At 43.2% G+C, this 26,562-nt stretch carries 32 protein-coding genes; 28 read left to right on the top strand and 4 right to left on the bottom strand.

All coding sequences use genetic code 11. The features are described 5' to 3' along the window. Window position 1 precedes the first annotated feature (1 nt). From ABXR35_RS18135 to ABXR35_RS18040, 20 genes are all read left to right on the top strand, one after another. Window positions 2-1,825, top strand: coding sequence for a portal protein (locus ABXR35_RS18135; protein WP_436669388.1), 1,824 nt, complete (start codon window positions 2-4; stop codon window positions 1,823-1,825). 14 nt (window positions 1,826-1,839) lie between these two features. Then, the gene (locus ABXR35_RS18130) at window positions 1,840-2,181 is read left to right on the top strand and encodes a hypothetical protein (protein ID WP_367063435.1); all 342 of its coding nucleotides are present in this window, start codon (window positions 1,840-1,842) and stop codon (window positions 2,179-2,181) included. Between the two features lie 4 nt (window positions 2,182-2,185). Then, window positions 2,186-2,575, top strand: a complete 390-nt coding sequence (locus ABXR35_RS18125) for a hypothetical protein (RefSeq protein WP_367063434.1) — start codon at window positions 2,186-2,188, stop codon at window positions 2,573-2,575. A gap of 18 nt (window positions 2,576-2,593) precedes the next feature. Next, complete coding sequence (locus ABXR35_RS18120) at window positions 2,594-2,998, top strand: hypothetical protein (RefSeq protein ID WP_367063433.1); 405 nt, start codon at window positions 2,594-2,596, stop codon at window positions 2,996-2,998. 94 nt (window positions 2,999-3,092) lie between these two features. Next, on the top strand, window positions 3,093-3,902 hold the full coding sequence (locus ABXR35_RS18115; RefSeq protein WP_367063432.1) for a hypothetical protein: 810 nt from the start codon (window positions 3,093-3,095) through the stop codon (window positions 3,900-3,902). 13 nt (window positions 3,903-3,915) lie between these two features. After that, the gene (locus ABXR35_RS18110) at window positions 3,916-4,878 is read left to right on the top strand and encodes a N4-gp56 family major capsid protein (RefSeq protein WP_367063431.1); all 963 of its coding nucleotides are present in this window, start codon (window positions 3,916-3,918) and stop codon (window positions 4,876-4,878) included. A gap of 64 nt (window positions 4,879-4,942) precedes the next feature. Beyond that, window positions 4,943-5,239: a hypothetical protein gene (locus ABXR35_RS18105; RefSeq protein ID WP_367063430.1), complete on the top strand. Its 297-nt coding sequence runs from the start codon at window positions 4,943-4,945 to the stop codon at window positions 5,237-5,239. A gap of 24 nt (window positions 5,240-5,263) precedes the next feature. Beyond that, window positions 5,264-5,854, top strand: a complete 591-nt coding sequence (locus ABXR35_RS18100; protein WP_367063429.1) for a phage adaptor protein — start codon at window positions 5,264-5,266, stop codon at window positions 5,852-5,854. Next, window positions 5,851-8,175 (top strand): glycosyl hydrolase family 28-related protein, encoded by a 2,325-nt coding sequence (locus ABXR35_RS18095; protein ID WP_367063428.1) that lies wholly within the window; start codon window positions 5,851-5,853, stop codon window positions 8,173-8,175. The genes ABXR35_RS18100 and ABXR35_RS18095 overlap by 4 nt, the downstream gene beginning before the upstream one ends. An 11-nt stretch (window positions 8,176-8,186) precedes the next feature. Next, window positions 8,187-9,572: a hypothetical protein gene (locus ABXR35_RS18090; protein WP_367063427.1), complete on the top strand. Its 1,386-nt coding sequence runs from the start codon at window positions 8,187-8,189 to the stop codon at window positions 9,570-9,572. After that, window positions 9,572-9,727 carry a hypothetical protein gene (locus ABXR35_RS18085; protein WP_367063426.1) on the top strand — a complete coding sequence of 52 codons (156 nt, stop codon included), beginning with the start codon at window positions 9,572-9,574 and terminating at the stop codon, window positions 9,725-9,727. Before ABXR35_RS18090 ends, ABXR35_RS18085 begins: the two co-directional genes overlap by 1 nt. Window positions 9,728-9,739: 12 nt before the next feature. Next, complete coding sequence (locus tag ABXR35_RS18080; protein WP_367063425.1) at window positions 9,740-11,797, top strand: lytic transglycosylase domain-containing protein; 2,058 nt, start codon at window positions 9,740-9,742, stop codon at window positions 11,795-11,797. Window positions 11,798-11,805: 8 nt separating this feature from the next. Next, window positions 11,806-16,194 carry an LPD38 domain-containing protein gene (locus ABXR35_RS18075; RefSeq protein WP_367063424.1) on the top strand — a complete coding sequence of 1,463 codons (4,389 nt, stop codon included), beginning with the start codon at window positions 11,806-11,808 and terminating at the stop codon, window positions 16,192-16,194. 38 nt (window positions 16,195-16,232) lie between these two features. Continuing rightward, complete coding sequence (locus ABXR35_RS18070) at window positions 16,233-16,583, top strand: hypothetical protein (RefSeq protein ID WP_367063423.1); 351 nt, start codon at window positions 16,233-16,235, stop codon at window positions 16,581-16,583. A gap of 36 nt (window positions 16,584-16,619) precedes the next feature. Beyond that, window positions 16,620-17,096: a hypothetical protein gene (locus ABXR35_RS18065; protein ID WP_367063422.1), complete on the top strand. Its 477-nt coding sequence runs from the start codon at window positions 16,620-16,622 to the stop codon at window positions 17,094-17,096. 182 nt (window positions 17,097-17,278) lie between these two features. Then, a complete protein-coding gene (locus ABXR35_RS18060; protein WP_367063421.1) occupies window positions 17,279-18,124 on the top strand; it encodes a M15 family metallopeptidase in 846 nt (281 codons plus the stop codon). Then, window positions 18,124-18,561, top strand: coding sequence for a phage holin, LLH family (locus tag ABXR35_RS18055; RefSeq protein ID WP_367063420.1), 438 nt, complete (start codon window positions 18,124-18,126; stop codon window positions 18,559-18,561). Before ABXR35_RS18060 ends, ABXR35_RS18055 begins: the two co-directional genes overlap by 1 nt. Window positions 18,562-18,565: 4 nt before the next feature. Beyond that, entirely contained in the window at window positions 18,566-18,796 is a 231-nt protein-coding gene (locus ABXR35_RS18050) for a hypothetical protein (protein WP_367063419.1), read from the top strand. After that, window positions 18,793-18,975 carry a hypothetical protein gene (locus ABXR35_RS18045; RefSeq protein ID WP_367063418.1) on the top strand — a complete coding sequence of 61 codons (183 nt, stop codon included), beginning with the start codon at window positions 18,793-18,795 and terminating at the stop codon, window positions 18,973-18,975. Before ABXR35_RS18050 ends, ABXR35_RS18045 begins: the two co-directional genes overlap by 4 nt. Then, on the top strand, window positions 18,965-19,288 hold the full coding sequence (locus ABXR35_RS18040) for a hypothetical protein (RefSeq protein ID WP_367063417.1): 324 nt from the start codon (window positions 18,965-18,967) through the stop codon (window positions 19,286-19,288). The genes ABXR35_RS18045 and ABXR35_RS18040 overlap by 11 nt, the downstream gene beginning before the upstream one ends. Window positions 19,289-19,402: 114 nt before the next feature. Here the strand turns inward: ABXR35_RS18040 and ABXR35_RS18035 are convergent, their stop codons facing one another. After that, a complete protein-coding gene (locus tag ABXR35_RS18035) occupies window positions 19,403-19,657 on the bottom strand; it encodes a hypothetical protein (RefSeq protein WP_367063416.1) in 255 nt (84 codons plus the stop codon). Between the two features lie 230 nt (window positions 19,658-19,887). On the opposite strand from ABXR35_RS18035, the gene ABXR35_RS18030 reads away from it, so the two are divergent. The 6 genes from ABXR35_RS18030 (at window position 19,888) to ABXR35_RS18005 (ending at window position 23,587) form a co-directional block, all read left to right on the top strand. Beyond that, window positions 19,888-20,403 carry a stalk domain-containing protein gene (locus ABXR35_RS18030; RefSeq protein ID WP_367063415.1) on the top strand — a complete coding sequence of 172 codons (516 nt, stop codon included), beginning with the start codon at window positions 19,888-19,890 and terminating at the stop codon, window positions 20,401-20,403. A gap of 82 nt (window positions 20,404-20,485) precedes the next feature. Next, the gene (locus ABXR35_RS18025) at window positions 20,486-20,740 is read left to right on the top strand and encodes a phage holin, LLH family (protein ID WP_367063414.1); all 255 of its coding nucleotides are present in this window, start codon (window positions 20,486-20,488) and stop codon (window positions 20,738-20,740) included. Between the two features lie 293 nt (window positions 20,741-21,033). Then, window positions 21,034-21,768 (top strand): hypothetical protein, encoded by a 735-nt coding sequence (locus tag ABXR35_RS18020; RefSeq protein ID WP_367063413.1) that lies wholly within the window; start codon window positions 21,034-21,036, stop codon window positions 21,766-21,768. Beyond that, entirely contained in the window at window positions 21,765-22,112 is a 348-nt protein-coding gene (locus ABXR35_RS18015; protein WP_367063412.1) for a hypothetical protein, read from the top strand. Before ABXR35_RS18020 ends, ABXR35_RS18015 begins: the two co-directional genes overlap by 4 nt. After that, on the top strand, window positions 22,093-22,686 hold the full coding sequence (locus ABXR35_RS18010) for a hypothetical protein (protein WP_367063411.1): 594 nt from the start codon (window positions 22,093-22,095) through the stop codon (window positions 22,684-22,686). The genes ABXR35_RS18015 and ABXR35_RS18010 overlap by 20 nt, the downstream gene beginning before the upstream one ends. A gap of 697 nt (window positions 22,687-23,383) precedes the next feature. Then, the gene (locus tag ABXR35_RS18005) at window positions 23,384-23,587 is read left to right on the top strand and encodes a hypothetical protein (protein ID WP_367063410.1); all 204 of its coding nucleotides are present in this window, start codon (window positions 23,384-23,386) and stop codon (window positions 23,585-23,587) included. A 114-nt stretch (window positions 23,588-23,701) separates the two neighbouring features. On the opposite strand, the gene ABXR35_RS18000 is transcribed toward ABXR35_RS18005, so the two are convergent. The 3 genes from ABXR35_RS18000 to ABXR35_RS17990 are packed head-to-tail and all read right to left on the bottom strand — an operon-like array spanning window position 23,702 to window position 24,457. Next, window positions 23,702-23,893, bottom strand: a complete 192-nt coding sequence (locus ABXR35_RS18000; protein ID WP_367063409.1) for a hypothetical protein — start codon at window positions 23,891-23,893, stop codon at window positions 23,702-23,704. A gap of 58 nt (window positions 23,894-23,951) precedes the next feature. After that, window positions 23,952-24,251, bottom strand: coding sequence for a Rha family transcriptional regulator (locus ABXR35_RS17995; protein WP_367063408.1), 300 nt, complete (start codon window positions 24,249-24,251; stop codon window positions 23,952-23,954). Beyond that, window positions 24,248-24,457, bottom strand: coding sequence for a hypothetical protein (locus tag ABXR35_RS17990; protein WP_367063407.1), 210 nt, complete (start codon window positions 24,455-24,457; stop codon window positions 24,248-24,250). Before ABXR35_RS17990 ends, ABXR35_RS17995 begins: the two co-directional genes overlap by 4 nt. 854 nt (window positions 24,458-25,311) lie before the next feature. On the opposite strand from ABXR35_RS17990, the gene ABXR35_RS17985 reads away from it, so the two are divergent. Beyond that, window positions 25,312-25,704 carry a (deoxy)nucleoside triphosphate pyrophosphohydrolase gene (locus ABXR35_RS17985; protein WP_367063406.1) on the top strand — a complete coding sequence of 131 codons (393 nt, stop codon included), beginning with the start codon at window positions 25,312-25,314 and terminating at the stop codon, window positions 25,702-25,704. Then, on the top strand, window positions 25,701-26,528 hold the full coding sequence (locus ABXR35_RS17980; RefSeq protein WP_367063405.1) for an HNH endonuclease: 828 nt from the start codon (window positions 25,701-25,703) through the stop codon (window positions 26,526-26,528). The genes ABXR35_RS17985 and ABXR35_RS17980 overlap by 4 nt, the downstream gene beginning before the upstream one ends. The last annotated feature ends 34 nt before the right edge of the window (window positions 26,529-26,562 follow it).

Genomic DNA, 26,562 nt, shown 5'->3' with positions numbered 1-26,562 from the left:
CATGACGGAAGCAGAGCAAGAGAAGCAGCTACAAGGATTGACCTTAGCTGGTGAGATCAGCAGACAGCATGAACAAGGGCTGTCCTACTTCCGCCGTATGGGTTACATCAGCAAGTGGCGTACATTTGAACGATTTAAGGCAGGCGAACAATGGCCAGCAGCAACCAGACGCACGCGTGATCTACCACGTCCGGTGTTCAACATCATTCGGTTCATCGAGAACCACAAGGTTGCCAATGTCATGAGTGAGCAGATTAAGATGATCTACTCGCTTGAGGAAATCGACGAAGACCAGCCGCTTGATATGATGGATGTTCAAGAAATGATGGACCCGGCGCAGATGTTCAGCAAGGTAGCCGATGCTGTGTGGGAGCGCATGAAGATGGATGACCTCAATGAGGAAGCACTGAACGTCGCTGCTAATACGGGTACAGCCATTTGGCACTTCTACTGGGACAATGACGCACAAGGTGGCGGCAGATACCCGTGGATTGGGCAGATGGAAGGTGAGATCATTGACCCGATTAACTGCTTCTTTGGTAATCCACAGCAGCGTAAGGTGCAAAAACAGCCGTGGATCATCCTAAGTTGCCGTGAACCGGTAGACTGGGTACGCCAGCAGGCTCGTGACAACAAGATATCCGAGCTAACGGTCAAGATGATCAAGTCGGATACACAAGCGGCAGACACAGACTATGATGGTGCAGCGGTGGAACTGAACGATAGCAACAAAGTCACTGTCCTAACCCGGTACTGGCGCGAGCGTGATAAGCAAACGGGCAAATGGCGTGTGTACTACGCTAAAACCTGTAGCGGCATCACCATCAAAGAGCGTACAGATACCGGATTGGAGATTTATCCGCTGGCTGTTATGCAGTGGGATCGCCGTAAGAAGTCCATTTATGGGCTGGGTGACACCGAGGGGCTGATTCCCAACCAGAAAGCCATCAATACGCTGATTGCCATGCAGATCCTATCGGTGCAGCTTACAGGATGGCCTAAGCTGATGTACCGACCCGGTTCCATTGATCCGAGTAAGGTGACCAACGCGCCCGGTGAGATGATTGAGGTGACGGGTGACCCGAATGCAGGATGGGGCATCAACTACCTGAACCCGGGACCAATCAGCAGCAATGCCTCTCAGCTGGTGGAAGCCATTCTCGCCTACACTCGCCAAGTGGCAGGGGCTGATGAAGCCAGCACAGGGGCGGCGCCCAGTAGTGAGCTGAATGCAACAGCGATTATGCTGCTGCAAAAGGCGGCTGCTATCCCTATTGAGTCCATTAAGCGTCGGTTCAACAGTGTCGTCGAGGATATTGGACGCATATGGGAAGCCTTCTTTAAGATTCGCTACAACACAGATCGTCAAATGACTGTGAAAGATGATGACGGTAACGACATGCCTGTCATGTTCAACGGTTCAGAGTATGCAGATACACCGATGCAACTCAAAATCGACGTAGGTCCGGGCTCCATGTACAGCGAATCACTCGTTGTATCTGGTTTGCAAGAAGCATTGGCAACCCAGCGCATTACCTACGTGCAGTATCTGCAACTGATGCCGAAGAATGTGGTTCCTTATCGTGATCGCTTGCTCAAGGAATTGGACGAACAGAAGGGGATCATCGGCGAGATGGACCAGCTGTACAACACCATGAGTTCAGAAGAGCGCGACGCATTCGCTCAGATGGCACCAGAACAACAATTGCAGCTGGTCATGCAAAACCTGCCGTCTTTGCAACAGGCGATGATGGCGCAACAGCAAGCCGCCCCTGAAACGATGCCATCTGATGTACCGCCTATGCCGCAAGACGTAGGATACTGAGGGAGGTGTGAACATTGCCGACTACATGGGACCCGGACACAGGTCTTCCGGTAGAAGGAACAGTCATTGTTCGTGACAAGATCTTGAGGATTGCGGATTCGCTACCGGATGGTGGAACGGTAAACGGTAAACTCGCTGTCGACAATACCACGGAGCAAAGCTTGGTAGTCAATGGCAAGATTATCTACCTGCAAAATGTGGGAGATAACAAGGTTTATATGCACAACAAGACCGGAGTCTCTGAGGATCATTGGGAGATACCAGTACGTGGTAAGGCGGGTCCGATTACTGCAACGGGCAAGTTGTTCTTCAAAGGTGCTGGCGCAACTACACTGAAATATATCTTTGTGGGGTGATCCGATGCCAATCCAATTTGAGGAAGGTATGAGTGCATACACATCCAGAATGGTGAACACACCTCAAGGGTGGAAGGAAGTCAAAGAGTACAGCACACGCGGTACGACGACAAACGGTATTGCCACATTCCAATTGACCGATACCGGCACCAATGCAGGCAATGCGGTGTTTAAAAGCATTATGACCATACAGCCTACACCGATGATCAACGCTTCTATCCCTGCCGAAGTACCTCGCTGTTCTGCCAGAGCACTATCCGCTGATCGGAAGGTGCTAACAGTGCAGGTGGCGCAGGGTAGTCCAGCAATCACGGTTGTAGGTATACAGGTCGCTGGGCTTGAAAAGTGGGTACAGGACGGTACAGTCGTCTACCTCACCGTCACAGGTGAATAACATAGAGGAGGGTTCAACATGCCAACAGTATCAGCACTGCCAGAAAGTCAAACATCCGGCGATTTGATGACACAGTTCATCGAAACCGCGGACAAGAAGGGTGTAACGTGGACGTACAAGGAAGAACAGAACCACTTTTACATCCAGAATGAAGGTGAGATTGATCTGGAATTCAAGGTCGGCGACTATCGCATGACACTACGACCGACAGAGAATTTCGGTAAGCAACTGGATTTCACCAGTGTCAACGTCAAAGCCATCACGGATAAAGACGACAAGACGGCTGCATACAGCGTCTACGCTACGCAGTACGGGTATCCGGGCAAAGACAAAGTAGAAGGTATCGAAACAGCGAAACCAGCTCAGAATCAGTCTACGGACGTTGAGGAAGAGTCAGCGAAAGACAAGAAAACAAGCAAATAATCATGCGGGGCTATGGTGAGAATCCATAGCCCCTTTGTTTTGCCAAAATACGGGCGTAACGAACCGCGGTCGCCGCGCGGTAGGAGGAAGCACGATGGAAGATTTCACACAGGGCGTTGAAGAGACGGTTGTCGCCGAGCCGCAAAATGATACAGAGGATCACGCACAAAACACGACAGACCATACACAGGAAACACCAGCTGAAACGGGCGTAGAAGACGTACCTGCCGCCGAGGTACAAGATGACGGAAAGGATTTCTCAAAGGCGCTGAATGCCCGCACCGAGCAGATCCGTCAGAAGCTGGAAGACGAGTACAAAACCAAATACGACGGCTATGACACCTTCAAACGCCAAAGTGAATTGGCGAAGCGTACCGCCAGTCTGTATGGATTCGACAGTGTCGAAGCGTTCGAACAGGCGTTGCAGCAAGAAGAACAGAACCGACACATCGCAGCAGAAGCACAGCGTTTGGGTGTGGACGAGGATGTGGTCCGTCAGTACGTGCAGCCGCTGAATGAGAAGGTAACCAACTATGAGCAGGAACTGAACCAGCTGAAGGCAGCAGATCAATTGCGACAAGTTGAGGCGAAAATCGCCGCTATGGAGCAGGACACTGTTAACTTCCCTGATTTCGCCAAATATAAGAATGAAATCATCGCAATTGCTGCTGAAAACGGTCTGATGCTCGACCATGCTTACAAAATTCATACGTATGACAGCCGCGTGCAGGCTGCAAAGCAGCAGGCGGAGCAGGAAACGATACGCAAACTACAACAAAATGCCAACGGGTCACCGGGCGCGCTAGGTGCGGATGATGCACAATCACCAGATGGCTATCTGGGCATGAATGCAGAACAGCGTAAAGCCTTTCGTGAACGTGTGAAAGCCGGGCAATACAAATGAGGAGCTGAACTAAATGGCAACAAACATACAAAGTTATAACCCTACCACAGGCACGAACGCACTCACAGCAGAGCAACATACATTCTTTGTCGATGAGATGCTGGAACGTCTGACACCCGCGCTGCAATGGACGGAATACGGACAGAAAAAGCCGATTCCAAAACGTAAAGGTGCGACAGCCAACTTCCGCCGCCTGAACAGCCTGAACGTATCTACAACGGCGCTGACTGAGGGCGTAACGCCTGATGGTGTAGACCTGAACATCTCTGCCATCAACGCTACCGTGAAGGAATACGGTAACTGGACAAAAATCTCGGAATTCCTCGATTTAACTGGCTATGATCCGCTGATGACCGAGGTTGCTGGTCTGATGGGTGAGAATGCTGGTGAGTCCATCGATGTTATCACCCGTGATATCGTAGCAGCCGGTACGAACGTGCTGTATGCAGGCGCGAAGACGTCCCGCGCTACTGTTACAGCTACAGATAAGATCACAGCAGCGGACATCCTGCTGGCTCGTCGTGCATTGCGCCGTGCGAAGGTTAAGCCTCTGGATCTGCCGAACGGCAAGAAAGGATATGTAGCGCTGATTCCAGTCGACGTAGCCACTGACCTGATGCAAACGTCCGAGTGGAAAGAGTCTCAAGTGCGAAACAACACTGAAGACTTCAAAAACGGCGTGATCGGAATGTTGTACGGTATCTGGTTCGTCGAGGTTGACCAACCAGTGACATTCGCTGGTGCTGGTGCATCCGGTGCGAACGTGTATGGTACCATCTTCTTAGGTAAAGGTGCGTATGCCCTGCCAGATATCGGCGGATCGATGAAGCCTGAAATCATCGTTCACCCAGCAGGTAGCGGCGGTATCTCTGATCCACTGAACCAATTCAACACTGTTGCATGGAAATGCGCCTTCACTGCTGTTCGCTTGCAGGAACTGGCTATCTTACGTTACGAATCCAGCGCATCTGCCTAATAGACACACGTAAAAGAGGAGCCGTACCATGCGGTTCCTCTTTTTCATTTGAGGAGGAAGAAACATGACGAATATCAATGAGAAAAACCTTGAAAAAGAAGCAGATAGACGGGAAAAAGCACTGCTAGCACAACTGAAAGCAGGTCCACAAACGTTTATTATGATTCCTGACGATCCAGCCAATCCGGACGACAAAGTAGTCCCTATCGGCATTAACGGTCTGTTCTACACAGTGCCGCGCGGTCAAATGGTAGAAGTACCCGTACCAGTAGCTGAGATTTGGAACGACAGCTATATGCGTACTCGTATTGCAAATCAAAAAATTGATGAAAGTACTAAAACCGAAATCAAGGTTGTGTAGTCCAACACAGGACGGTGATCATTCATGAAACTATCTGAAATTCTGGAAGAAATTGCGGAGAAGTACCCGCATAGTCTGTCCAACGCTAGCGTAATACGTAAGATTAATCTCATTCAAAACGAACTTTTTCGCACGGTTGTCGATGTTACAACCACACGCATTTATAACCTGTCTGCTGGCGTTTTCGTTTACAGTCTACCGTTTCCGTTTAGTGCTCTCAAAGACGTCGTGGTAAACGGCGTAGAACTTCCTTTCCAAGACACGAAAGAGGAAGCTGTAGGGAGTAGCTTTTACTACTTCATCGACAATAACGGCCTGGGCATTTATCCAACACCAAAAGAAGATAGCGTAGAAGGATTGGCGTTATCATTCAAAAAATCCGCAACTGCATTAAGTGATGCTGATTTGACCGTTGTGCCAGATTTTGATCCTGATTTTCATATGATTCTGGTATACGGCGCACTGGCACAGATTGCTGAAAATTATGCCGATATTGCGATGGTTAACAATTTCACAGCAAAATACAATGCAATGGTGGAAGAATACAAAAAAGTGGCTGACCCTCGTCCGGATTATCCGGTTATAGAGGATACGATGGGGAGGTGGCTATATTGAGCAATGATGCTTCTGAGCTGATTAAGCAGCAATTCAAGGATGGTGGAGTTGTTCCGGGACAGTTGCCCGGGCAAAATGCCGTTTCTAAAACGTATGTGGATACTGAATTGGAAGAATTGAAAGAGTACGTTGATCAAAAGAACGCGACATTAAAAGGATTCTCTCAAATCAACGGTATTCAGGCGTCCACTTTGAACGATAGCCTTACGATTTCAACGCAGAGTCCAATCCGCGTGACAAACAACAACGCGACGAAAAACATTGACTTATCGTTTGATGCTCAATCAATTAACGGCATTCCTGCACAGAATGTCACCTATACAGGAAGTGTGACGGGCGCTACGAATGCCAAGTCTGCCATCGACTCATTGAGAAATACGTTGGATCAGGTTGTGGCTGCTGGGGAAACAGGAAGCAGTGGACCGGAAGTAGCGGCTGCTCGGTATTCAACACCATACAACAAAACATATTCTTCATTACAAGCGCGGTTGGATGCTACAGATCAAGCGGTGATAAACAGCCCTGTATTTAACGTCAAGGCATACGGCGCAAAAGGTGATGGTGTTACCGATGACTCGCCTGCTATTCAAGCAGCAGTCAATGACTTGATCCAAGCTGTGAGTAATGGAGATACCTTGTACTCTTTATTCTTCCCCGCTGGTAGATACTTGATGAACTCTCGCGTGTCGTTGACTCTACCTGGTACGCTTTCGACTAAATTATATAACGGTATCAGTATCTATGGCATCGGTAATAACGGCTCTAAACTGATTGCTGGCGCAAACAACGCAGATGGATTGTTTAAAATCACCATGCCAACCTACAAGCACTTTGTCTGGGTGCGCGACATCAACTTTGTATCTAATCTCGATCAAAATACGGGCGTAAGCAAAAACAATGGTATTGGATTATGGATTACATCGCCTAATGATCCGGGTAAGGTGACGCCGGGGTTGAACAGTGATTACACGGTCATTGTTGAGGATTGTCATTGGCACAGTGATAAGGTTGATGAAGGTGATGCGCAGAGCCGTTCCGGTGTATGGTACCGTTGTCTGCAAATTGATTTCGCCTATGTACCTATCGTGCAGCGGTGTCAATTCCGTTCGCCACTTGACTCAGCATCGCCGACGTACACGGGTAGCAACCACGATGCCGCGATCCACATGCAACACTGTTATGCGCCGGATATTCGCCACAATACAATTGATGGATATTACGCTGCTGCATGTCGAAACATCGGTACGGTAACCAGTACCTCGCAAGCGTCTGGTAGCTGGGAGGGCGGATTCTTTGTCAACAATCTCGTCGCCAACGCCCTGGATGGTTTGGTGATTACTCATGCCTTTACGTCTGAGCCTAATTTATATGAACCGGGATTCCATTTGCTAGGAAACCATATTAACGTACGCCGATTTGGTACACGTATCAAATACCATGGATTGATTGTGATTTCGGATAATTACTGTTTTGTAGCGCCTTCTCAGCCGGGAACAGAAACGTTGCCAGCTGTATTCTACTTGGAACAAGCCACAACCGTTAACATCCATGGTAACCAGTTTGATTCTACTGGTTTCTACAACAGCGACACGAACGCATCGGTTGCGATACGTATTGATGGATATTCTTCTGGCATTTTCATCAATGGTAATCAGTTCAACCACGGCGGTGTTTCCATATACAACAACAACGTACAGTCTACCAACACCACAGATACACCGCGATCTATCATTTCCTCCAATAACGCTTGGATCGGAAAGAAGAACAGCTCATGGGCACAGAATGTGAAATATGTTGACTTGACTCGCAATATGTTGATTTGGGAGCCGACTCAAAATGCGAATCAAGATCAAATGGAATTTACATCAAGAACAACCAATGCAAGTAACTCGCCTAAATTGGTTTTGAAGAGATTGCGCTCAGACTATGCAACCAATAAAACGGATGTGCCTTTAACGGCGATTGGTGCTATTGGTTTGAATGATCAAGGCGGAGAAAAAGAATTTGCTAAGATCAGAATGGAAGCCACCAATAACAGCAATGGAGCGGAACGCGGGTCAATCGTTTTCACTATTCTTGTCAATGGTTCTGAGCAGCAGATCATGAAAATGAACGGATTTAACGGCGCGTTAGAAACCGCCAAGATGATTGTGTCAGGCAGTGTTAAGGTGGCGAACTATACGAAATCAACCTTGCCACCTGCTAATAGCGAGGGCGCTGGCGCCATGATTTATGTATCCGATGATGCTGGCGGTTCTGTTATTGCGTTTAGCGATGGAACCAACTGGCGTCGTGTGACTGATCGCAATATAGTGTCGTAGGGCGGTGAATTATGCAACCTTGGAACTCAACGCCAACAAAGGCGAAACAATCCATCTTAACAATTGCGGATGGTGTTAATCGCTCGTTCGAATCGATTGAGATTAAAGAGAGTGAATGCGTGAGCGCATCTAATCTCGATTCTTCTCTATATCCGACAGTCACAACGATTAGCGGCGTCCGCATGTTTTCTCAGTTGAATGGGGTCATCAGCAAAATATTCAAGTATCAAGATGAACTCTATGTTACTAACGGATCGGGGTTATACCGTCAAGCTGGCGAATTTTTCAGCAACGTGTATGCGCAACCCAATAATGATCAGACCATTTGGGATGCCTCATTGTTTTTTGATGGGAGCAAAATGTATTTCACGGATGGTGTTTCACAATTGAAGAAATACTCCGGTAATCAACTTACTACTGTGGCTGATTCACCGGACTATGGTGCTTTTGTAACGACGCACGCTAACCGATTCTTTATAGCGAAACGGATTAGCAACGAATTACGGTTTTCGGCATTAAGGGAACCTGAAAACTGGTCGAGTACAGAAAAATATACTGGTTCAGGCACGATTGTAGTGGAAACGCCAGATGGAGAAAAGCCGACGGCGCTTACCACATTTGGCGATCAGGTTATCCTTTTCAAAAAATATACAATGCACAAATTGTATGGTGAAGATCCCACCAATTTTACCATGGCCCAGCCGTACGGAGTCGGCTGCATCTCAGATAAAAGCGTTGTGGTCACACGCGATGCCTTGTATTTCCTAGGCATAGACGGATTTTATGTGTATCAGGGTGGTCTTTCTCCAATTAAGATCAGCGATCCTATTAAAAACTACATCTCTATCATGAATCCGACGCAGCAGAATTGTGCTGGATATGACGGAAGATTCATTTACCTTTCACTTTGTACTTCTGGTTCATTGAGCCCTAACATCACACTTAAATATGACACGCAAGGCGGTCGATGGTGGGCACTAAGCTATGTCGCAACAGCTTTTTATTTGGACGGCATACGTCTATATGGTGGTACAAATGATGGACGTATCGTAGTCATGAATGAGTCATTGAATATTCTGAACGCTCCCATTACATGGAGTATAGAACTCAAGCCATTTTCAGATGAAGATGAAACGATTCGTAAGGTAATCAACAAATTATGGGTTGTCAGTGACTTAGACCCGGGAAGTTCGTTGAAAATAGAATATGCTCCCGGCACTGAGGGCGGAACGTGGACAAGTGTATATTCTAATACAAATGGATCAGGTGTGATCGACACCCAAACGATACCAGTTATTGTTAGAGTTCCTGACCGTTGGTTCAGGATACGAATGAGTGGTACAGGCAAGGTGAAGATACATCGATTGATACGAGAAACCGCAAGGAGGGGTAACTGATGGCTGACGTGAAATTGCAGGAACTTCCACCGGATGCCAAATTGGCTGATGTAATTCGGATCACCAATCTCAATACACAGCAGCTTCAACATCTGCTGATCAATCTCGATTCCAAAAATATTAAATCTCTCGACGCATCAAAAATTAATCAGTAAGGGGTGGTTGCATTGGCAGTCACACGCGCTTTACCCATTGCAGGAACAGCAACAAATACCACCACCAATTTGCGCAAAATCGCCAACAATATGAGCACGGTCACCAACAATCAGCAGGATGAAACCACTCGTGCGTTACGTGTACTGGCACAGCGCCAAGCAGCCGGACAAGACACCTCGCTACAGGAAAAGTACTTGCGCCAGAATTTGGGCTACAGTGGCGAAATCTCCAAGCCATCTGCCGCAGCGCAAACCAACCTGACGAATATCCCGCTGACGCAAAGCAAAACGCCGACGCTAAGCCAGCAACTATTGCAGCAGATGCAGCAGATTACGCAGAAGGATCGTCAGCCGTTTACGTTCAACTACAATCGCGATGCCGATCCGAACTATCAGGCTGCTCTCGCTCAGGCACAGCGTAATATCGCAACGAACAACAATGCAATCTCGGCAGACAACAACCGCCGTGGCATTCTGAACAGTACGATTACAACCGATCGGCAAACACAAGATGCGAATGATACGTTGGCGCGTCTGGAAACAGACGTTGTACCTGCATTGCTCAACAACGCCTATAACCAGCAGCTGAGTACGTACCAGACGAACCAGCAGGGTGATCAGCAGCAACTCGCGAATCTCCAAGCGCTGGCAGGTCTGTATCAACAGGATGAGCAGAATTCCTTCAATAACAAGGTGACCGAATCTGGTATCACCGGGTATTACATGCCAGATGGTGCACAACCACTGATCAATAATATCCTAGGACTGAAGCAGCAAGCAGAAGCAAAAGGAATCAGCGCTCAGGATAGAGCGAAACTGAGTGCTCAAGCAGATGCTTACCGCGCGCAACTACTGTCTATGGGCGTTGATCCATCGGCATACGGTTCAGCAGTCACAGCAAATGCAGCGGCAGCAGCGCCAGGCGTACGTACGCTACAAGGTCAGCAGTTGGATCAGCAGAAGAAACAAAGCAATATTAACAACTCGCTGGCATACTCTGAACTCACTGGTCGCGTCCTGACACCGCAGGAAGACCCTAGCGGCTACTTGAGACAGGCGGCGAGTGGTAAAGCACCTCTTACATTGGCAGCGCAAGGACAGGCGTTCAACCAAGCGTACCAAACGAACCGGGCGAAAGTGTCGGATGATCAATGGAATCAAACGTTTGGATACCAAAAGGAACGCGATGCTGTGGCAGATTCTCAGTTCCAACAGCAGTATGAGTACAACGCATATCGTGCTGCTATTGGTGACCAGCAGTGGCAAGCACAGTTTGATCAGAATGTTAAAGAATATGATCTTAATTACGCGCTCAATTATGCTATTCAAAACGGTCAATTGTCGCTCCAGCAAGCACAAGATGCGCGTGACCAAGCCGAGTTTAATTACAAAATGCAAACTGGTAACGCTGCACCTTCTATCACTGCAGAAGAGTATAGAGACAAATTCGCTAAGTCCATTGAACGGCGCGATGATGATGGAAAGCTTTTGAATCCTCAAGAACTTGAATCAACTATTCTCAGTTCTGGATTATCTGATTACGAAGCATATCGTTTAATTCAACAATACAAAGGTGATGGGTTGACATGGAAAGGCGCTGTGCCAAGCCCCCCGCAAGTAAGTAGCACAGGTTACACCGGCGGTGCTACTAAGCAGACGACGTACGATCCGTACATCGAATCAGCTGCTAAAACAAACGGTGTGAGCACATCGCTGGTCAAAGGAATTATCCAAGCAGAGTCGTCCTTCAATCCTAACGCCGGTTCTTCCGCCGGTGCACAAGGATTGATGCAACTTATGCCAGCAACGGCAAAAGGTCTCGGCGTAACCAACATCAAAGATCCGCAGCAGAACATCAATGGCGGTACTAAGTTTATTGCTGGATTAATCTCCAAGTACAACGGCGATGTGCAGCTTGCACTAGCTGCTTACAATGCTGGTCCAGGCAGAGTTGACAGCAGAATTAAAAAATATGGTAATAGCTGGGATAAAATCAAGGCGTATATGCCGCAGGAAACGCAAGCGTATGTGGGCAAAGTATTAGCCAACGAAAAAAGCTTTAGAGGGTAGGTGGTAGTGTGGCAGACAGCTATAGACAACAACGATTGAAAGAGTTGCAAGCAGGAAATAATGATGCTGGTGTGAACTCGGCAGACAAAAATATACCTTATCGTCAAAGACGGCTGATGGAACTGGGATTCCTGCCCGATTCCAGACCATCCACACAGCTTCTCAAAAATTTGCCGTCTCCACTTCAATCCGGTTTCGGCGGATTACAAAACACTACACTTGGACAAGCAGCAGCGGGCAACCCTGCTGCTTTAAAAACATACAAGGATGCAACGGGTATCCAAATCCAGCCGAACAGCGAGAAGGTTCGCGCGCAACGCCAAAGTGATGAAGATGATCAACGAGCGCGTGACTTCTTTGGTCCTACCATTACAGACAATTTCCTGATCCCTTTCACCAACTTCGTTGACAACTCCATACTCGGCAAAGCAGCGTCTCGCACCTCTTTGTCTGCTGCTAACGCTTTGAACCTGTATCCTGATGATCAGCGTGCACTTGCTATCAACAGACCGTCAACAGGCAGTAAGGTAGCAGATACCGCGCTTGATATTACTGGCGCAATCGGCGGATACACATCGAATCCAGCCGGTGTAGGTGTGGCAGGACAATCATTGCTTAGTGGTCCGTACCGTGCTGCTGATAATTTTCTTGCCACACGTGCAGGTACGGCTTTACAAAACAAGGTAGCAGCGCCGTTCTCGCGCATCGTAAGCACGCCGACCGCGAACACAATTGCCAACCAAGCGTTGCGCGGTGGATCAGCTGGGGCATTGCAGGGCGTGGCACAGTCTGCTATTCAGGGCGACGCGTCGGCAGGGAACGTGCTGCAAAATGCGGCATTGGGTGCTGGGCTGGGCGCGGCAGGCGATGTGCTCATATCGGGGCTGGGTTCCTTTATCCGCAGCCGTGTGGGTAATCGCTCGCCATTCACTGCCAGTGAAGCAGCGCCAAGTGCATCAAGTGTCGAAACAACGCCGACCGCACTAGATACACCTGCTACAGCACCAGCGCCGAAATCTGGCATTGTCTCTGCATACGATAACCTACCTGTGTTCATGCGTCGTAACTTGAGTCCAGAAGACGTGACGCGTCTCAAGAATACGCCATATGGATACAACTTTGACACGACCAATAATGGCGTGCTTTCGCTTCCGCCGGGCAATGCGCGCGGCGCTACCGTAGCCAGATCCGCCACGTTGGAAAATCCATACCGTACACGCTTTGAAAATCTGATTAAAGAAGCACAGCAGAATCCAGCCGTCAAAAACGTGAACGACTTGGAACAATACTGGGCGAGTATTGCAGGCAAAGAAGATCCGAATCTTGATACCTTGATTGATCTTGCATATCCACCGACCAAACCGAACCGAGTCACATCGGACCTGCTGCAAAAGGCGAAAACGAATCAGGCACAGCGTGAAGTCTACGGCGTGCCGTTACCGGTTCGATCTGCTTCCGAGCGGATCAACGCACCTTCTGTCACTGGGCAAGCGATGTTAAGCAGCCGCACAGGCGTAACAGGCGGTTCATTGCCCGAACGAATTGGCGGTAACACTAGAAATGGTTTGATGCCTACAACGAGCGCACAGGCGGCAGAGCAAGCGGTGAACAATCCGACTCTCGCAGCCAATGCTCGTGGTGTAACAAGTGAAGCGGAACAGGCAATCAACCCGCCGCGCCGAATCGAAGATGTCACGCCAACGGGTGAGCCGATCATCAAGCCCGATGCAGAAATTAACGGTCTCGGTATTCAGCCGTTCCAACGCGTTGGCAAATATGACAATCTCAGTACGACTACGAAATCGCAATTGGTGAGCCGTCAAAAACGTGAGCCGCGGCAATTGGGCAAGCTTGGACAACGGCTGTACACGAATCTGGTGGATGATCTCAACCCGGTCAACAACTTCACAAAATATGCAAATGAAATTCTTGACGATACCATTACGGCAGACAAAGACCCATACCGTCAAGCATTGACTAGTCGAGGAAGCGACATGATTGCCAAGCAAATTACTACGGATGCCTTTGTTGATCAAAACGGTAATGTTGTTGGTCAGTCATTGAAAGATGCCATCAAAGAAGTTCCATATAAAGACTATGTTTCTTTTGAAGACTATCTAATCAACAAGCACGCTATTATACGACATGATCGCGGAGAAAAAGTGTTTGCAGATGAAATCCAATGGACACCTGAAAAAGGTGCACAGATCATTGCTGATTATGAGCGCATGTTCCCTATGTTTAAAGAAGCATCAGAGAATGTATACCAGTACAATCAGAATCTAGTTCAGCACTGGCTAGTGGATACGGGTATGATTAGTCAAAAGCAAGCGGATGCTTATTTCGCAGCTAATCCGTATTATGTTCCGAACAAACGCTATTTTACTTCTCTTGAAAAAGGCGGACGTGGTTTTAGCAAATCGAAGGATGGATTCGGTAATCAAAGTAACCCTGTGAAGAAACTGGCTAAGGGTGGATCGCAGCGCCAAATAATATCTCCAATTGAATCTATGATCGAGAATACGGATGCTTTTGTTAAGGCCGCTAACCGTAATAAGGTTATGCAGAATTTTGTTGATGTGATTGAGCAAGATGCAGATGATTTCAAAGATTTCGCTGAAATTGTGGATGACACCAAAGCAGCGCGCAAGCTAGACGTTCAAAAAGAATTGACGAATCCAGAATCGGAGGATGCAGTAGCTGATTTGATCCAAGAAGCTACAACTGACTTTCAAAAGTATGAACAGAGTTCAACGTTCAAGCGAACAAAATTGGATAAGGATAATATTGTGCGTGCAATGATTAATGGTGAACCGACTTATGTGAAATTCAATGATCCTGATTTACTGAATGCAATGTTGGCTATTGGTCCAGAATCTTCTACATTTTTGCTTAGAGTTGCAGGTAGAGTTACTAATTTTTTAAAGTCTTTTACAACTGGACGCAATCCATTCTTTGCAATAGGCAGAAGCTTAGTAAGAGATATACCGCAAGCCTATGTACAATCGAAAACCACTAATAATCCAATATCATTTGCCGTAGATTTATTTACTGCTGCATATGATATTGCAAGACAAACAGAGGGTTTCAAGCATTATGAACGTTTAGGTGGTGGTCACTCTTCGTCACTCGCTGATAATAGAAATATGCTAGCAAGAAGCAAAAGTGCTGTTTTACCAAAAACAATTAAAGACTTACCTGGAATAGCCTTTAGATCGTATGAAGATGCATTAAACATTGTAGAAGCAGTACCACGTTTATCAGAGTTTAAACGTTCGCAAAAATTAGGAAACTCTTGGCAGCAAGCTATCTTTGATGCGAATGAGATAACCGTAAATTTTAAAAGACGTGGTGTATTATCTAAAGAACTCGATAAAGTATTCCCTTATTGGAATGCAGCTATACAAGGACTAGATAAATCTGCACGTACTTTCAGAGATAACCCAACAGCAGCTTTAACAAAAACTTTTTTAGCAATCACTTTACCAACGTTTGTATTGTATGCAGTCAATCATAATGATCCAAACTATCAAAAATTAAGTGATCGTATCAAGGATAACTTCTTCTTAATCCCTAAGCCTGATGGGACATTTTGGAAGGTGGCTAAGCCACAAGAGCTTGGTACTATCTTTTCGGATATCCCAGAACGACTTCTAAGAAAGTTCCGCGAAGATGATCCAGAAGGATTTAGAGATTTTGCAGAGCAACTGAGAACAAATTTTCTACCTCCTGGAGTAAGTGGCTTTTTTAGAAAGGGTGATATTACCGACAAATTGTTTACTGGTGTAATAGGAGATACTATTGCTGGTCCGCTTGCTAATATAAATGCAAATAAAGACTTTGCTGATCGCCCTATTGTGCCAGCGTATTTAGAAAGGCTATCGCCTGAATTTCAGTCGGATGCTAGAACTTCTTCATTGGGAAAATGGATTGGAGAGCAAACAAATTCATCACCTAAAAAAATTGATTATTTAATTCGTCAATATACGGGTTTTGTTGGACAAATTGGCTTACCTGCTCTTTCGCCAGCTAATTCAGGTAAAAATATATTTGAATCAATTGGGAATTCATTCAACCAAACCGTAACAACAGATTCTGTATTTTCATCTGATTTAAGCACAGACTTTTACCGCTATAAAGATCAGTTAGATCAAGCCAATATTGATAAGGAATTTAAACCTCTTCCTGATTGGTATAGTAATAGCGCGCGTAAAAAGTTAGACCGTTTAAGTGACGATATGTCAAAAATTCGTAAGAAGATGCGAGAAGTTGAAGGAAACACCACTATTAAGCCTGAAGATAAGCGACAGAAGCTTCGTGATTTCCAACAGCAAATTAATGAGGTTGCCGAAAAAGGTAATGAATACGCAAAAGAGAAAAATATTCCATATAAATAATTGCCATGTTATGATTCAATGAAAAAGGCGGAATTTGAATGGGGATGTGGGCATTAGTTTCTTTTTTGCTCGGCTATATCATGTGTATTATGTTGATTAGAAGAGGATTTAGTATGACAGTTTTTATATGTATGCTCTTTTACTCAGGATTTAGTGGATTCTACGTACAGGATCTACTTGATAAAAACGGAGTAAATAATTCAGGGACATGGTCTAATGCTTATATGGTCATTAGTTTAATCTCTTTCTTTGCATATAATCAGTTTTTGATATGGAAGAGTAATAAAGAACAGGTAGAGGATGAAGAACTTGCTCATTTAGGTGCATGGGCTGCACATGTAGAAAGGGATCGTAGAAATAAAAATAAAAAATGGTATCAATTTTGGTAAAGCCCCTTTTGGGGCTTTTTCTTTTGGGGGCGGGCTATGGAACAAGTAATAGTGAACGGAATCGTTACGCAAGGCCCCTACGCCGCAATGTTGTTTGCAGTCGCTGGTGTGCTGTGGCGGCACATGCAGAAGAAAGAAGAAGACAGTAAGGTTCAGACGCAGCAGCAGCTAGCTGACTTCAAGGAAGAGTTCAAAGCGCGCGAGGAATATCTTGTCAACGAAATGAAACGAAGGGACGACGAGCAGAACGAGGAAATGATGAAGCGCGACCGTGAATCACAAGCTCGAGAAGATCGTCTACAAGCCATAATCGAAAAACAAAATGATATCATAACGGGGGGCTTGTATGACATAAAACTGGCTATTGAGCGGAGGAATATCATTGAAAATCAAAGGCAAGCTCAGGATTCTGATCAATATAATGTTGATATTGTGGGTGCTGACGTGTTTCGTCAAATGGCTGGACTGGGCGGACGTCCAGGACACATACGTCCAGGTCAAAGCAGAGAATAACGCCGTCATGGTAGCAGGTGGGTTTGACGAAGAATTAAAAGCCAGCCAATCGTATTTGGACGGGCGCGCTACACGAAAGTATAACCAATTCAAAGGTGCTGTTGTCAGTGGTTGCATAAGTATCGCAGCCTTGATGATGGCATCTTTTCTATATAGCAACATTAGAAAAAAGGAGTGAGGATATGCTTTCTCTGGAAGAGGTAAAAATCAAGTCGGCAGCTAAAATAAACACGTTGTCTGAACCGCTTAAAACAGCAGCGAATTATCTTGTCGAAATGGCTTACAAACGTGGGGTATATATCATCATTACCGAAGCACTGAGAACCATTGAGTATCAGAACAGTCTATATGCCAAGGGTCGTGATTCTACTGGTAAAGTGATCAACCGGTCTCTAGTTGTAACCAATGCGCGCGGCGGGTACAGCAATCATAATTTTGGGTATGCATTTGACTTTGCTCTTTTGATGCAAGATGGGCGAACTGTGAAATGGGATACGCTACGTGACGATGACAAAGACAGTCTTCCAGACTGGTCAGAAGTAGTTATCGAAGCTAAGAAACTGGGGCTTGAATGGGGTGGGGATTGGCGCTCTTTTGTAGACCTTCCGCATTTGCAAATGGTATTCGGATTGTCCACTGCTGATTATCGAGCTGGTAAGAGACCTTCAAAATTACAGGTCACGCAAGCCATTGATAAAATGAACGCTGTGTATCAAACAAAAGCGATTGTTAGTCCGCCCGAAGAAGTTGAATCAATCAAATATGACTTCTACATTTCAGGAGAGAAGAAAGATATTGCTTTCCAAAACGGATCTATTATTTATGCTCCACTTAAAACAGTTGCTCAGTTTATCAACGCGCCATTTGCTTGGGATAATGACAAAAAGATTGCTTATCTAAATAACAAAGAATTATCTGATTTCCGCAATATTGATGGTCGTGTATACATCCAACTACGTCCCATTGCTACATCTTATGGAAAACAGATCGAATATGACAAAGTAAATAGAAGAACGGGGATGAAGTGATGCAATTTAACACATTTGGCGAATGGATCGTATTCCTACTGGCACTGGTTGTCGCTGCACTGATTATTTGGGGTGCATTCGAACTACTCGACTGGGCGCGTAAGAACAAGAAGTATGCACTGCTTGCGAAGGCTGCTGAGATCGGCTATGCAGCAGGTGAAATGTTTGGTAAGACGTATCTGTCTAGCGAAGACAAAGACGGCTCGGAGAAGGCACAGAAAGCGTTTGAGGTAGCATCCAACCTACTCAAATCATGGAAGGTGAACATCAGCGCTGAACAGATCAAGTATGCGGTGCAGCTTGCTTGGCAGAAGTGGGAAGGCTCACACAAAGCAGCTGGAAGCACTGCCGTGATCAATACCAAGTTGGAAGCTGTACCGGAAGAGATGCGAGCAGCCGCGCGGGAAGTGATTCACGAAGTACTCGAAAAGGGATGATGTCATGGTAGAAATGTTCGCCCAACTCGTTTCTATATTTAAAGAAGGTGGAGCATGGGTTATTTTCGCTGTGCTATCCGCTTTGCTGAATTTTGCTCAGTACAGACGAAATGAAAGGTTACAAGCTAGAGCTGACAAGGCTGCTGATATGGTGCAAGAGGAAAAAAATAAACTATGGGAACAGGTTATGCTCCCTAAGATAAGTGCAGTTCCTGACAAGGAGGAAGCCAAATGAACTTCCTCAAAAAAATCATGAATAAGCGTAAAGGACAGAGTGGCATCGAAAGGTTGGAAGCAGAAACACGAAAATATGTAGATGTAGCAAAACAAATCAGAAGAAATGAGGAACGAATCATGCTTGACCCAAAGTCGCACGGACTCGGTAAAAAGGGGGCGAATCCATATGAGCGTTGAAGATATGCTGACACTGTTCTTGGTCTTTATGGGGATCATTTTTGCTGCAACGTATGCAAAATACAACTTAAAATATCTGATTGGTGTTAATAAAACAGACAACGTATTTTTGCGCGGTGTTATTCAACTGATACTAGCATTACTTATTATGCTAGCTACGTTGAGTTTCGGACGTATACTTGAAGTCATGGGATATGCCGATCCAGTATTCTTGGTCAGCAAAGTCAGACGCTCGTTGTACATCGTATCGTTAATATACATCGTCTATGCGCTTATCATGTTGTGCATTACAACCAAGCCCAATAAACCATAATTTGTAATATTGGTTGCAAAATAACTAATTTTTTAGTGAGATAGTTGCGAAGAGTATTTGTCAATGATTAGTTTAGAAAAAAAGACTCCCGGCCATCGCGGCTAGGAGTCTTTTTTAATTAACAAACTGATCTAAATATGTTAAAGGGAAATATGTTGCTAGAACCACAGTTATCCATAAACAAGCCAATCCCCATGATAAAGCTAGTGCGATACCTAAGAATTTAGCAAGGTAATTATGACGATATTCTTCCTTTTTTTGATTTATATAAGCCACTACATTATTGAAAACAGTAGTTTTGCTTACGATTTTTTTTGCTCCCATAACAACCGCAACGAACAAAAAAAGATAAACCCAAAATGAAGCCATAGCTTCACCCCCCCATATCTGCATTATTATCCATATAATACCTTATGAACAGCGATACAGTAAGAGAACGTGGGTTTGTCTATATTTTTAGTAATTAAATTACGACAAAAAAAGGCTGCCGTTTGGCAGATGGAGATTATCCAGTAAGCAGCGGCTGACTGGTAAACGCCCATTTTGTACACGTACCCGGCATTCGTCAGCAATTTCAGTGGTTTGAGCAGCTATCCCCTATGGATTGCCCGCTACAGGCCAATAGAGTGCCAGAGGACGCGCAGGGCTGGCATAGTTGGGAGTTCTGGCAGTATCACGGCGGAGTGGACGGCGAAGGCGGTACACTACCGAATGGTAAGCAGCGCGTCTCCGGTATCGGTGGCCCTGTTGATTTAAACGAATACAACGGCACAGAAACCGAGCTACGATCCAAATACGGCAAGCAGGCGGTTGCTAAACCGGAAACTACTCCTGAACAAAAGCAGATTCGCGTTGTATACGAAACTACGGCTGGCACCGGTTATCTCATCGGAGACATTACCTATGTAGCTGTAACCGCGCTGGCGGATGTGTTCTGGTTTACAGTCGGCTTTGATAACTCTAGCAAGGCAGCGATTATCAATGGACGCCAGTTGCAAGATACGGAGCTGATTGATGGTAAAGCGTATGTGCAGGTGCGTCCGCTTGTTAAAGCGTTTGGTGGCGTACTGGTATGGGATAACGAAAACAAAAAACTCAAGATCAAGAAGGGATGATTGAAATGGAGAGTATTGCACAAGCGGCACAACCATACATTAGCGTCGTCGTAACAGCGATTATAGGTATATATTAGCTACCATGATTATTAACGGGCTTAAAACGGTACTGGCGAAGGTGAATGACTCGTTGGAAGCTCGTACAACCGCGGCGCAGAGAGAAACGATCCACAAGGTGGCTGGAGAAGCGTTTGCTCTGGCACAAACTGCATTTAAGGAGTTGGGAGGCGAAGCTAAGATGAAAAAAGCTTTGGATTACGTGCTCAAACAGTTGGGCCAAAAAGGTATCTCAATTTCTGTACAGGAATACAAGCAGCTATTGAAAAAGTATACCTAGATTATAAAAAAGCATTGTAAAATCTAAATTCTTATTTAGAGTAGTGAAAATTATGTGGAGCCCCTGTTGTTAGAATGAACAGGGGCTTTTTAAATACATATATTTATTAGTATTTGAAATAATAACAAAGAATTTGGTTAAAAATAATGAATAGAGTATTAAAATAATTATTTATGATATTGTATGATAATGAAACAAGAAACAATAAATGGAATTAATGTATTTAGCTTGGTTGCTAAAATCATACTTATTGAATATAATAACTTGACAATGCAACTAGCGGAGGAGTTTATATGTTGATTCAAAAAGCCAGTTTTAATACTTTTTTTCCAAAAGTAAATAATATACGAAAAAGAGCATTTGACATTGAGGAACGTTTACAGGATTATTACAATCAAATTTCATTGAATTCACTACCTGACGAAGCCCCAGATTTAATTCCAAGGATACAAGCACATTCCAAAAATGGACATTCCTCTATTGAAATATCTCTTACAAATGCACAAGTGATGGTAAATTATGATGAACAATTTCAAAACAATTCTATTGAGTGTTTAAATTATTTACAAGAACGCTCGTATCTTTTGAAAAGTGCTATCAACCCACATATAGAGGTCGGAACTTTATTTTCCGGTATTTCCGTTGAAGCTATGATTGAAGGGGTGCCTGCGCTGGATATTATTAAAAACCGTTTCATGAATTACAAATCAAATGCGGATCCATATGATTTAGAATGTAAAATCACTTATATTTTGGAAGATAAATATTATTTAAATTTAGTGTTTAAAAATATAAGATTTTATGAAGGGATAATTCCAGAAGGAACACAGTTTTTAAATTTTGCAGAACTTAATGAGCGAGCAAATGTTTTAGGCATTAGTGTCGATATTAATGATAGACATGCATTTAACCATGATCTCTCTTATCGTTCTACAAAGTTTTCTGAAGATTACATGTTTGGTCTTGTACATGATTTATTTGCAAATAAGTTGGAGAAAATGATTGAGGAAGGTGTGATTGATTTATGAATATGATTGGTATAACAGCAGCCTGTGTAGCTTTGACTATACCTGTATCTTCTTTACCATCCGCATCTTATACAACTCAAACCAAGTTACTTGTGAATGGAGTTTATTATGAAGAGACTAATACTCCAACTTTTGCTTCTTACAGTAATAAATATTTGAACTCAAACAATATAGCGTTAATAAATACTGCAGAAAAGCACACATTAATTTCAGACGCCTATGATTTATTCCCAGGGTTACGGGACTTTACTGAGGAAGAGTCAGATGCATACGAAGATGTTTTAGACAAAATTTTTGTATCGACCGGGGAAAACTTTTTCGATTATGTTAAGCGAATTAATTGATTTTGTTACAGAACTTTTTCCTTCAATTAACCCGTATACTAAGGATAAAGTCAAATCAGCCATTAGACAGTTCGAAATAAGTAGTGGTGGAAAAACCCCTTCTCGAAATATTGATTATTTAACAAATCAGCCTTTTGATTATTTAACTCAAGGGGATATAATCAGTAATTTGCCTTTTGTAAGATACAATAGTAAAACTGGTGTTAGGGGTCTACTTGTTACAGAAGGAATACTTTTATCGAATACTTGTGATGCAGTAAGAGATCCTGCACTTGTATTCGCCCCTTTAATAGAACTAAGCAATTTTACAAATGAGCAGCAAGAACAAATTAAAAAGAACGAAATTTATAGATTGCTTTATCTTCCTGATGGAAAAATTTCCAATAAAGTAATAGATTTCAGTATGGTTAATTCGCTACCCAGAGTCATGATTGTTGAGGGATTAAAAAAAGCATATATGACAAAAAATAGTTCCTTGAATAGATATGGTTATTATTTATTCCTTGTAAAGTTAACAGTTCATTTTATGAGACCAGAGGACGCAGAGGCTCAGATTTCACGAGGTATCGTATAAAAAGTATGATAACAGTTGATTTGTTAAATGCATAAAAGAACCTGCTATAATGGCAGGTTCTTTTATGTTTTGTATAGCGTATAGGCTATAGTAATTTATTCTTTTGTAACGCGTTACATTCGTATATAATTGAAATAGGAGGAACTGGTAATTTGATTACCAGTTCTGGATAATGCCTTAGACCCTAAAGTGCTGCAATCACTTTAGGGTCTTTTACTTATGCATTTCAGCAATGCAGCAGTAAAGTTTAAACCCGCTGCTGCGAAAGAAAGAACTGCTGCCAAGTCGATAAGTAAGTTGGTCACATCGTCAATTTGCTTTTTAATTATTTTAATTGTATACTTTTGTATATTCTAGGATCGCCTTTGTAAGAAGGAGGCGGCTATGTTTAGATATATATTTCTTAGATTTCTTTTCATAGTTATAGTAATTGTATTCGCGATTTTGCTTTTTCCTAAGTTAGCTATTTAATTATGTTTTAGATTATGTTAAAAAGACACTAATTCTCAATTCAAAAACACGTAACAATAATTATTAATCCAAAACAGAGGGAACGACCTAGATGACCATTGTATTATGATGGTCATCATAAAAGCTAGATAAAGTACTGTTTTGATTTTATATACTTTGAAGAACAAAGGACTTTGCCAGTATACGCTGGTAAAGTCCTTCTTTATATAATAGGAGGATGATAATCTTGGAAAGACCAACAAATAGAGAAGTGAAAACAGATATGGAGTTGTTAGCTGCTGCTTTAGCTGAGGTGCGTGTTCAGGTAGAAGATGAGAAAAATACGATCGTTGATTATGGCGGATCAATTAAGATATACACTCCAGAGTTTATCAAAATTCAGGATACATACTATTCACGTGAAATGTATAAATTTATAACTTGTAAATAAGAGCAACTTTATTTGCGCTATGCTAGGCTAGTGAAGTTGCTCTTATTTATTGATTTTTTGTAAGATTGTCAACTCGAAACTTAAATTGTTAAGGTAGTTAAGAGCTATAGTTTCTTAATCTTTCTTCACGACTCGATAATGCTTACCTGTCATAATTAATGCACTGACTTCTGCACAAGCATGAATAAGTTCAGGAAATTGTGAAGGATCAGTACCAATTACATTCCCATCAGCATCTACTATTCGGTACCCAGCAAATATTAACTTGTCATTTTCAGATTGCTTTAAATTTTTAGATTTACTCAATTATCTCATCTCCTTTAAATTTTACGAAGGGTGTAGGTTCAATCTACACCCTTAATTTTTAGCACCTTACACATCCAGCCGTGAACAGTACGCCGCGCTCGCCTGTCATTTTGTTCGCTACCATGTCGCATCCTTTGCGAGTGAGTAGGTAGCGAGTGTAATTTTTGTTGTTGCCAGAAACTTTGTAACTATCAGCTTCAAAGAAATCCTGATAACGCAATTTTGCGTTTTCTAAAATATGGATGTAGCCCGCAATGCTTCGAATCAGATCTGCATGTCGTACGTCAATCATTTCAGCAACTTGTCTGCTAGCCGCAAAGAGACCGCTGTTTGTCTGAACAAGTGTTAATTGATTCACGTTTGTTCTCTCTTCAAAAATCCATATTCATCGAACATAGTGCGATCAACGATGTAGTCATTACCTGTTTCTAAAAATAGTGACAATGCTTTGCATCGAGAAACTAACAACGGCACTTTACTTGGATCATCTGCAATCTGATTGCCGTACTTGTCCAGAACTACATTAGATTTAATATAAGGTGATTTTTCAATTGTTTTTTTCAAATTTTTACTCCTGTTCTTTCAGCCATATGGTCAGAAACTGTCTCGATTCTGTTGCTGGGAATAGCCATTTAGAATTCACTTTGTATTTAGGAAATCGAGGATCATGGAAGAATGTTTGCTGGATGAAAGTCCAACTCATGCACGTACGACGCATCAATTCTTTGCGATCCCAGTAAACCAACTCATTTTCTATTTCTTGTACTTGTTTTCTGATTTCGCTGGAGAAAAGCTTGAATAGTTCTTTCTCATTGATTTGTATATTTATTAATCCCAATATATCACCTCACTTGATATTCGCATTCTAATCTATATACTAAACGTTTGATGTTAAATTGATGTAAAAAACTGAGCTATAGAAAAATAATGTGATGTAAAATAAAAGAAAGAGCCGCCAAAACCCTTTGTTTATAAAGAGTTTCAGCGACTATAACAGAAAGCAAAATATAGAGGAATGAACCCTCATACGGTGCATGTGGAGTCGGTGGCGGTGTTAGTAAAGAAAGATTATCTTAAATAATTTTGCAGCAATAAGTGCTACTAATAGGACGAAATTACAAAACAGAAGCTTTGAAATAGTGTAGTTGACTGATTATTGATGCAAATGATAGATTAGTAAAAAATGCCTGATTCGTGAATTGGGCATTTTTTCCATTATTTTGACAGATTAATCCTTTCTAAAAGAACTTAATCATGTCCTAATAGTAATGCAGATAAATATTTATACTAAATATAGCCTAGCTAATAATTTCTTTATGTTTGTCTACGATTTTTATACATATTGATATGGCAGAATAAAAATCATTCAATATAATTTTATATAAAAAATATTTCTAAAAGAATAAGAGGACAATCACATGAAAACCATAAAGGTCTCCGCAGGTGTTATTATTGACAATGACAAAGTACTGATTACAAGACGTGCTTCAACAGAAAATTTTGCGGGTGGTTGGGAGTTTCCAGGTGGGAAAATAGAAGTCTATGAAACGCCACAAGAATGTGTTGTGAGGGAGTTAAAAGAAGAATTAAATATCGATGTGGCTGTTGGAGCTTTTTGTACTGAAACAACTCATCATTATGAAGATTTTAGTGTTACCTTGATTGCATATTATTGCACAATCGTTAAAGGTGAAATCTCGTTATCTGTACACGATAAATATAAGTGGATTAAGATCAAAGATTTATTAGGACATGAGCTATTGCTAGCCGATGTGCCAATAGCTGAGAAGATAGTGGAGGATTATAGATGAGTTATACTTGCAAATTTAAAGTTGGACAAACAGTTATGAATTCAGATATTGTAACAGAATTTCAATGTGGGAATATGGGTGGAATGCGCCGTTCCAATGCTACGAATTCTTTGATTATCATTTCAGATCATACCAAAGGGTTGTATGATGATAAGTGGCATGGAGACATTCTTCATTATACGGGTATGGGAAAGAATGGGGACCAAAATCTATTTTTTATGCAAAATAAGACTTTATCTGAGTCTGATCAAAATGGCGTGACTGTTCACTTGTTTGAAGTATTAGTACCGACTGAATACATTTATCGAGGCATCGTCTCGCTAGCTGACCAACCTTACCAAGAAGTTCAAAAAGGCGATGATGGGGTTCCACGGAATGTATGGATGTTTCCTCTTCAATTACGTGTTGGATCGCAGACGATCCCAGAAGTATCACTCATAAAATACATGCGGAATAAAGAAAAGATAGCTAAAAGATTACCATTACCTGAGCTTAGAAAACGTGCTGAACAAAATGGAAGTGACGAAGTGAGCAGTCGGAAAACTGTGACTAGCGTATTTATGCGAGATGCTTTTGTAGCGGAATATGCTAAGAAAAGAGCGGATGGGATTTGTCAATTATGTATGCAGAAAGCCCCTTTTGAGAATAAAGAAGGTTTGCCATATTTAGAATGTCATCATATTGATTGGATATCTAATGGCGGGAGTGATACGATCGAAAATACTGTAGCTTTATGCCCTAACTGTCACAGAAGAATGCATATATTGAATCTACCGACAGATATAGAAAAGTTACGTATTCAAGCAAGAGAGCAGGTGGAGTAATTGAATTGTAGTTATGCTGGATCGATCTCGCAAT

Origin of the sequence: Paenibacillus sp. JQZ6Y-1 (assembly GCF_040719145.1) — a bacterium.
In the GTDB taxonomy this organism is placed as follows: domain Bacteria; phylum Bacillota; class Bacilli; order Paenibacillales; family Paenibacillaceae; genus Saccharibacillus; species Saccharibacillus kandeliae.
Note: the sequence above shows the minus strand (reverse complement) of the source record. Positions and strands in the feature narration are given on the sequence as shown.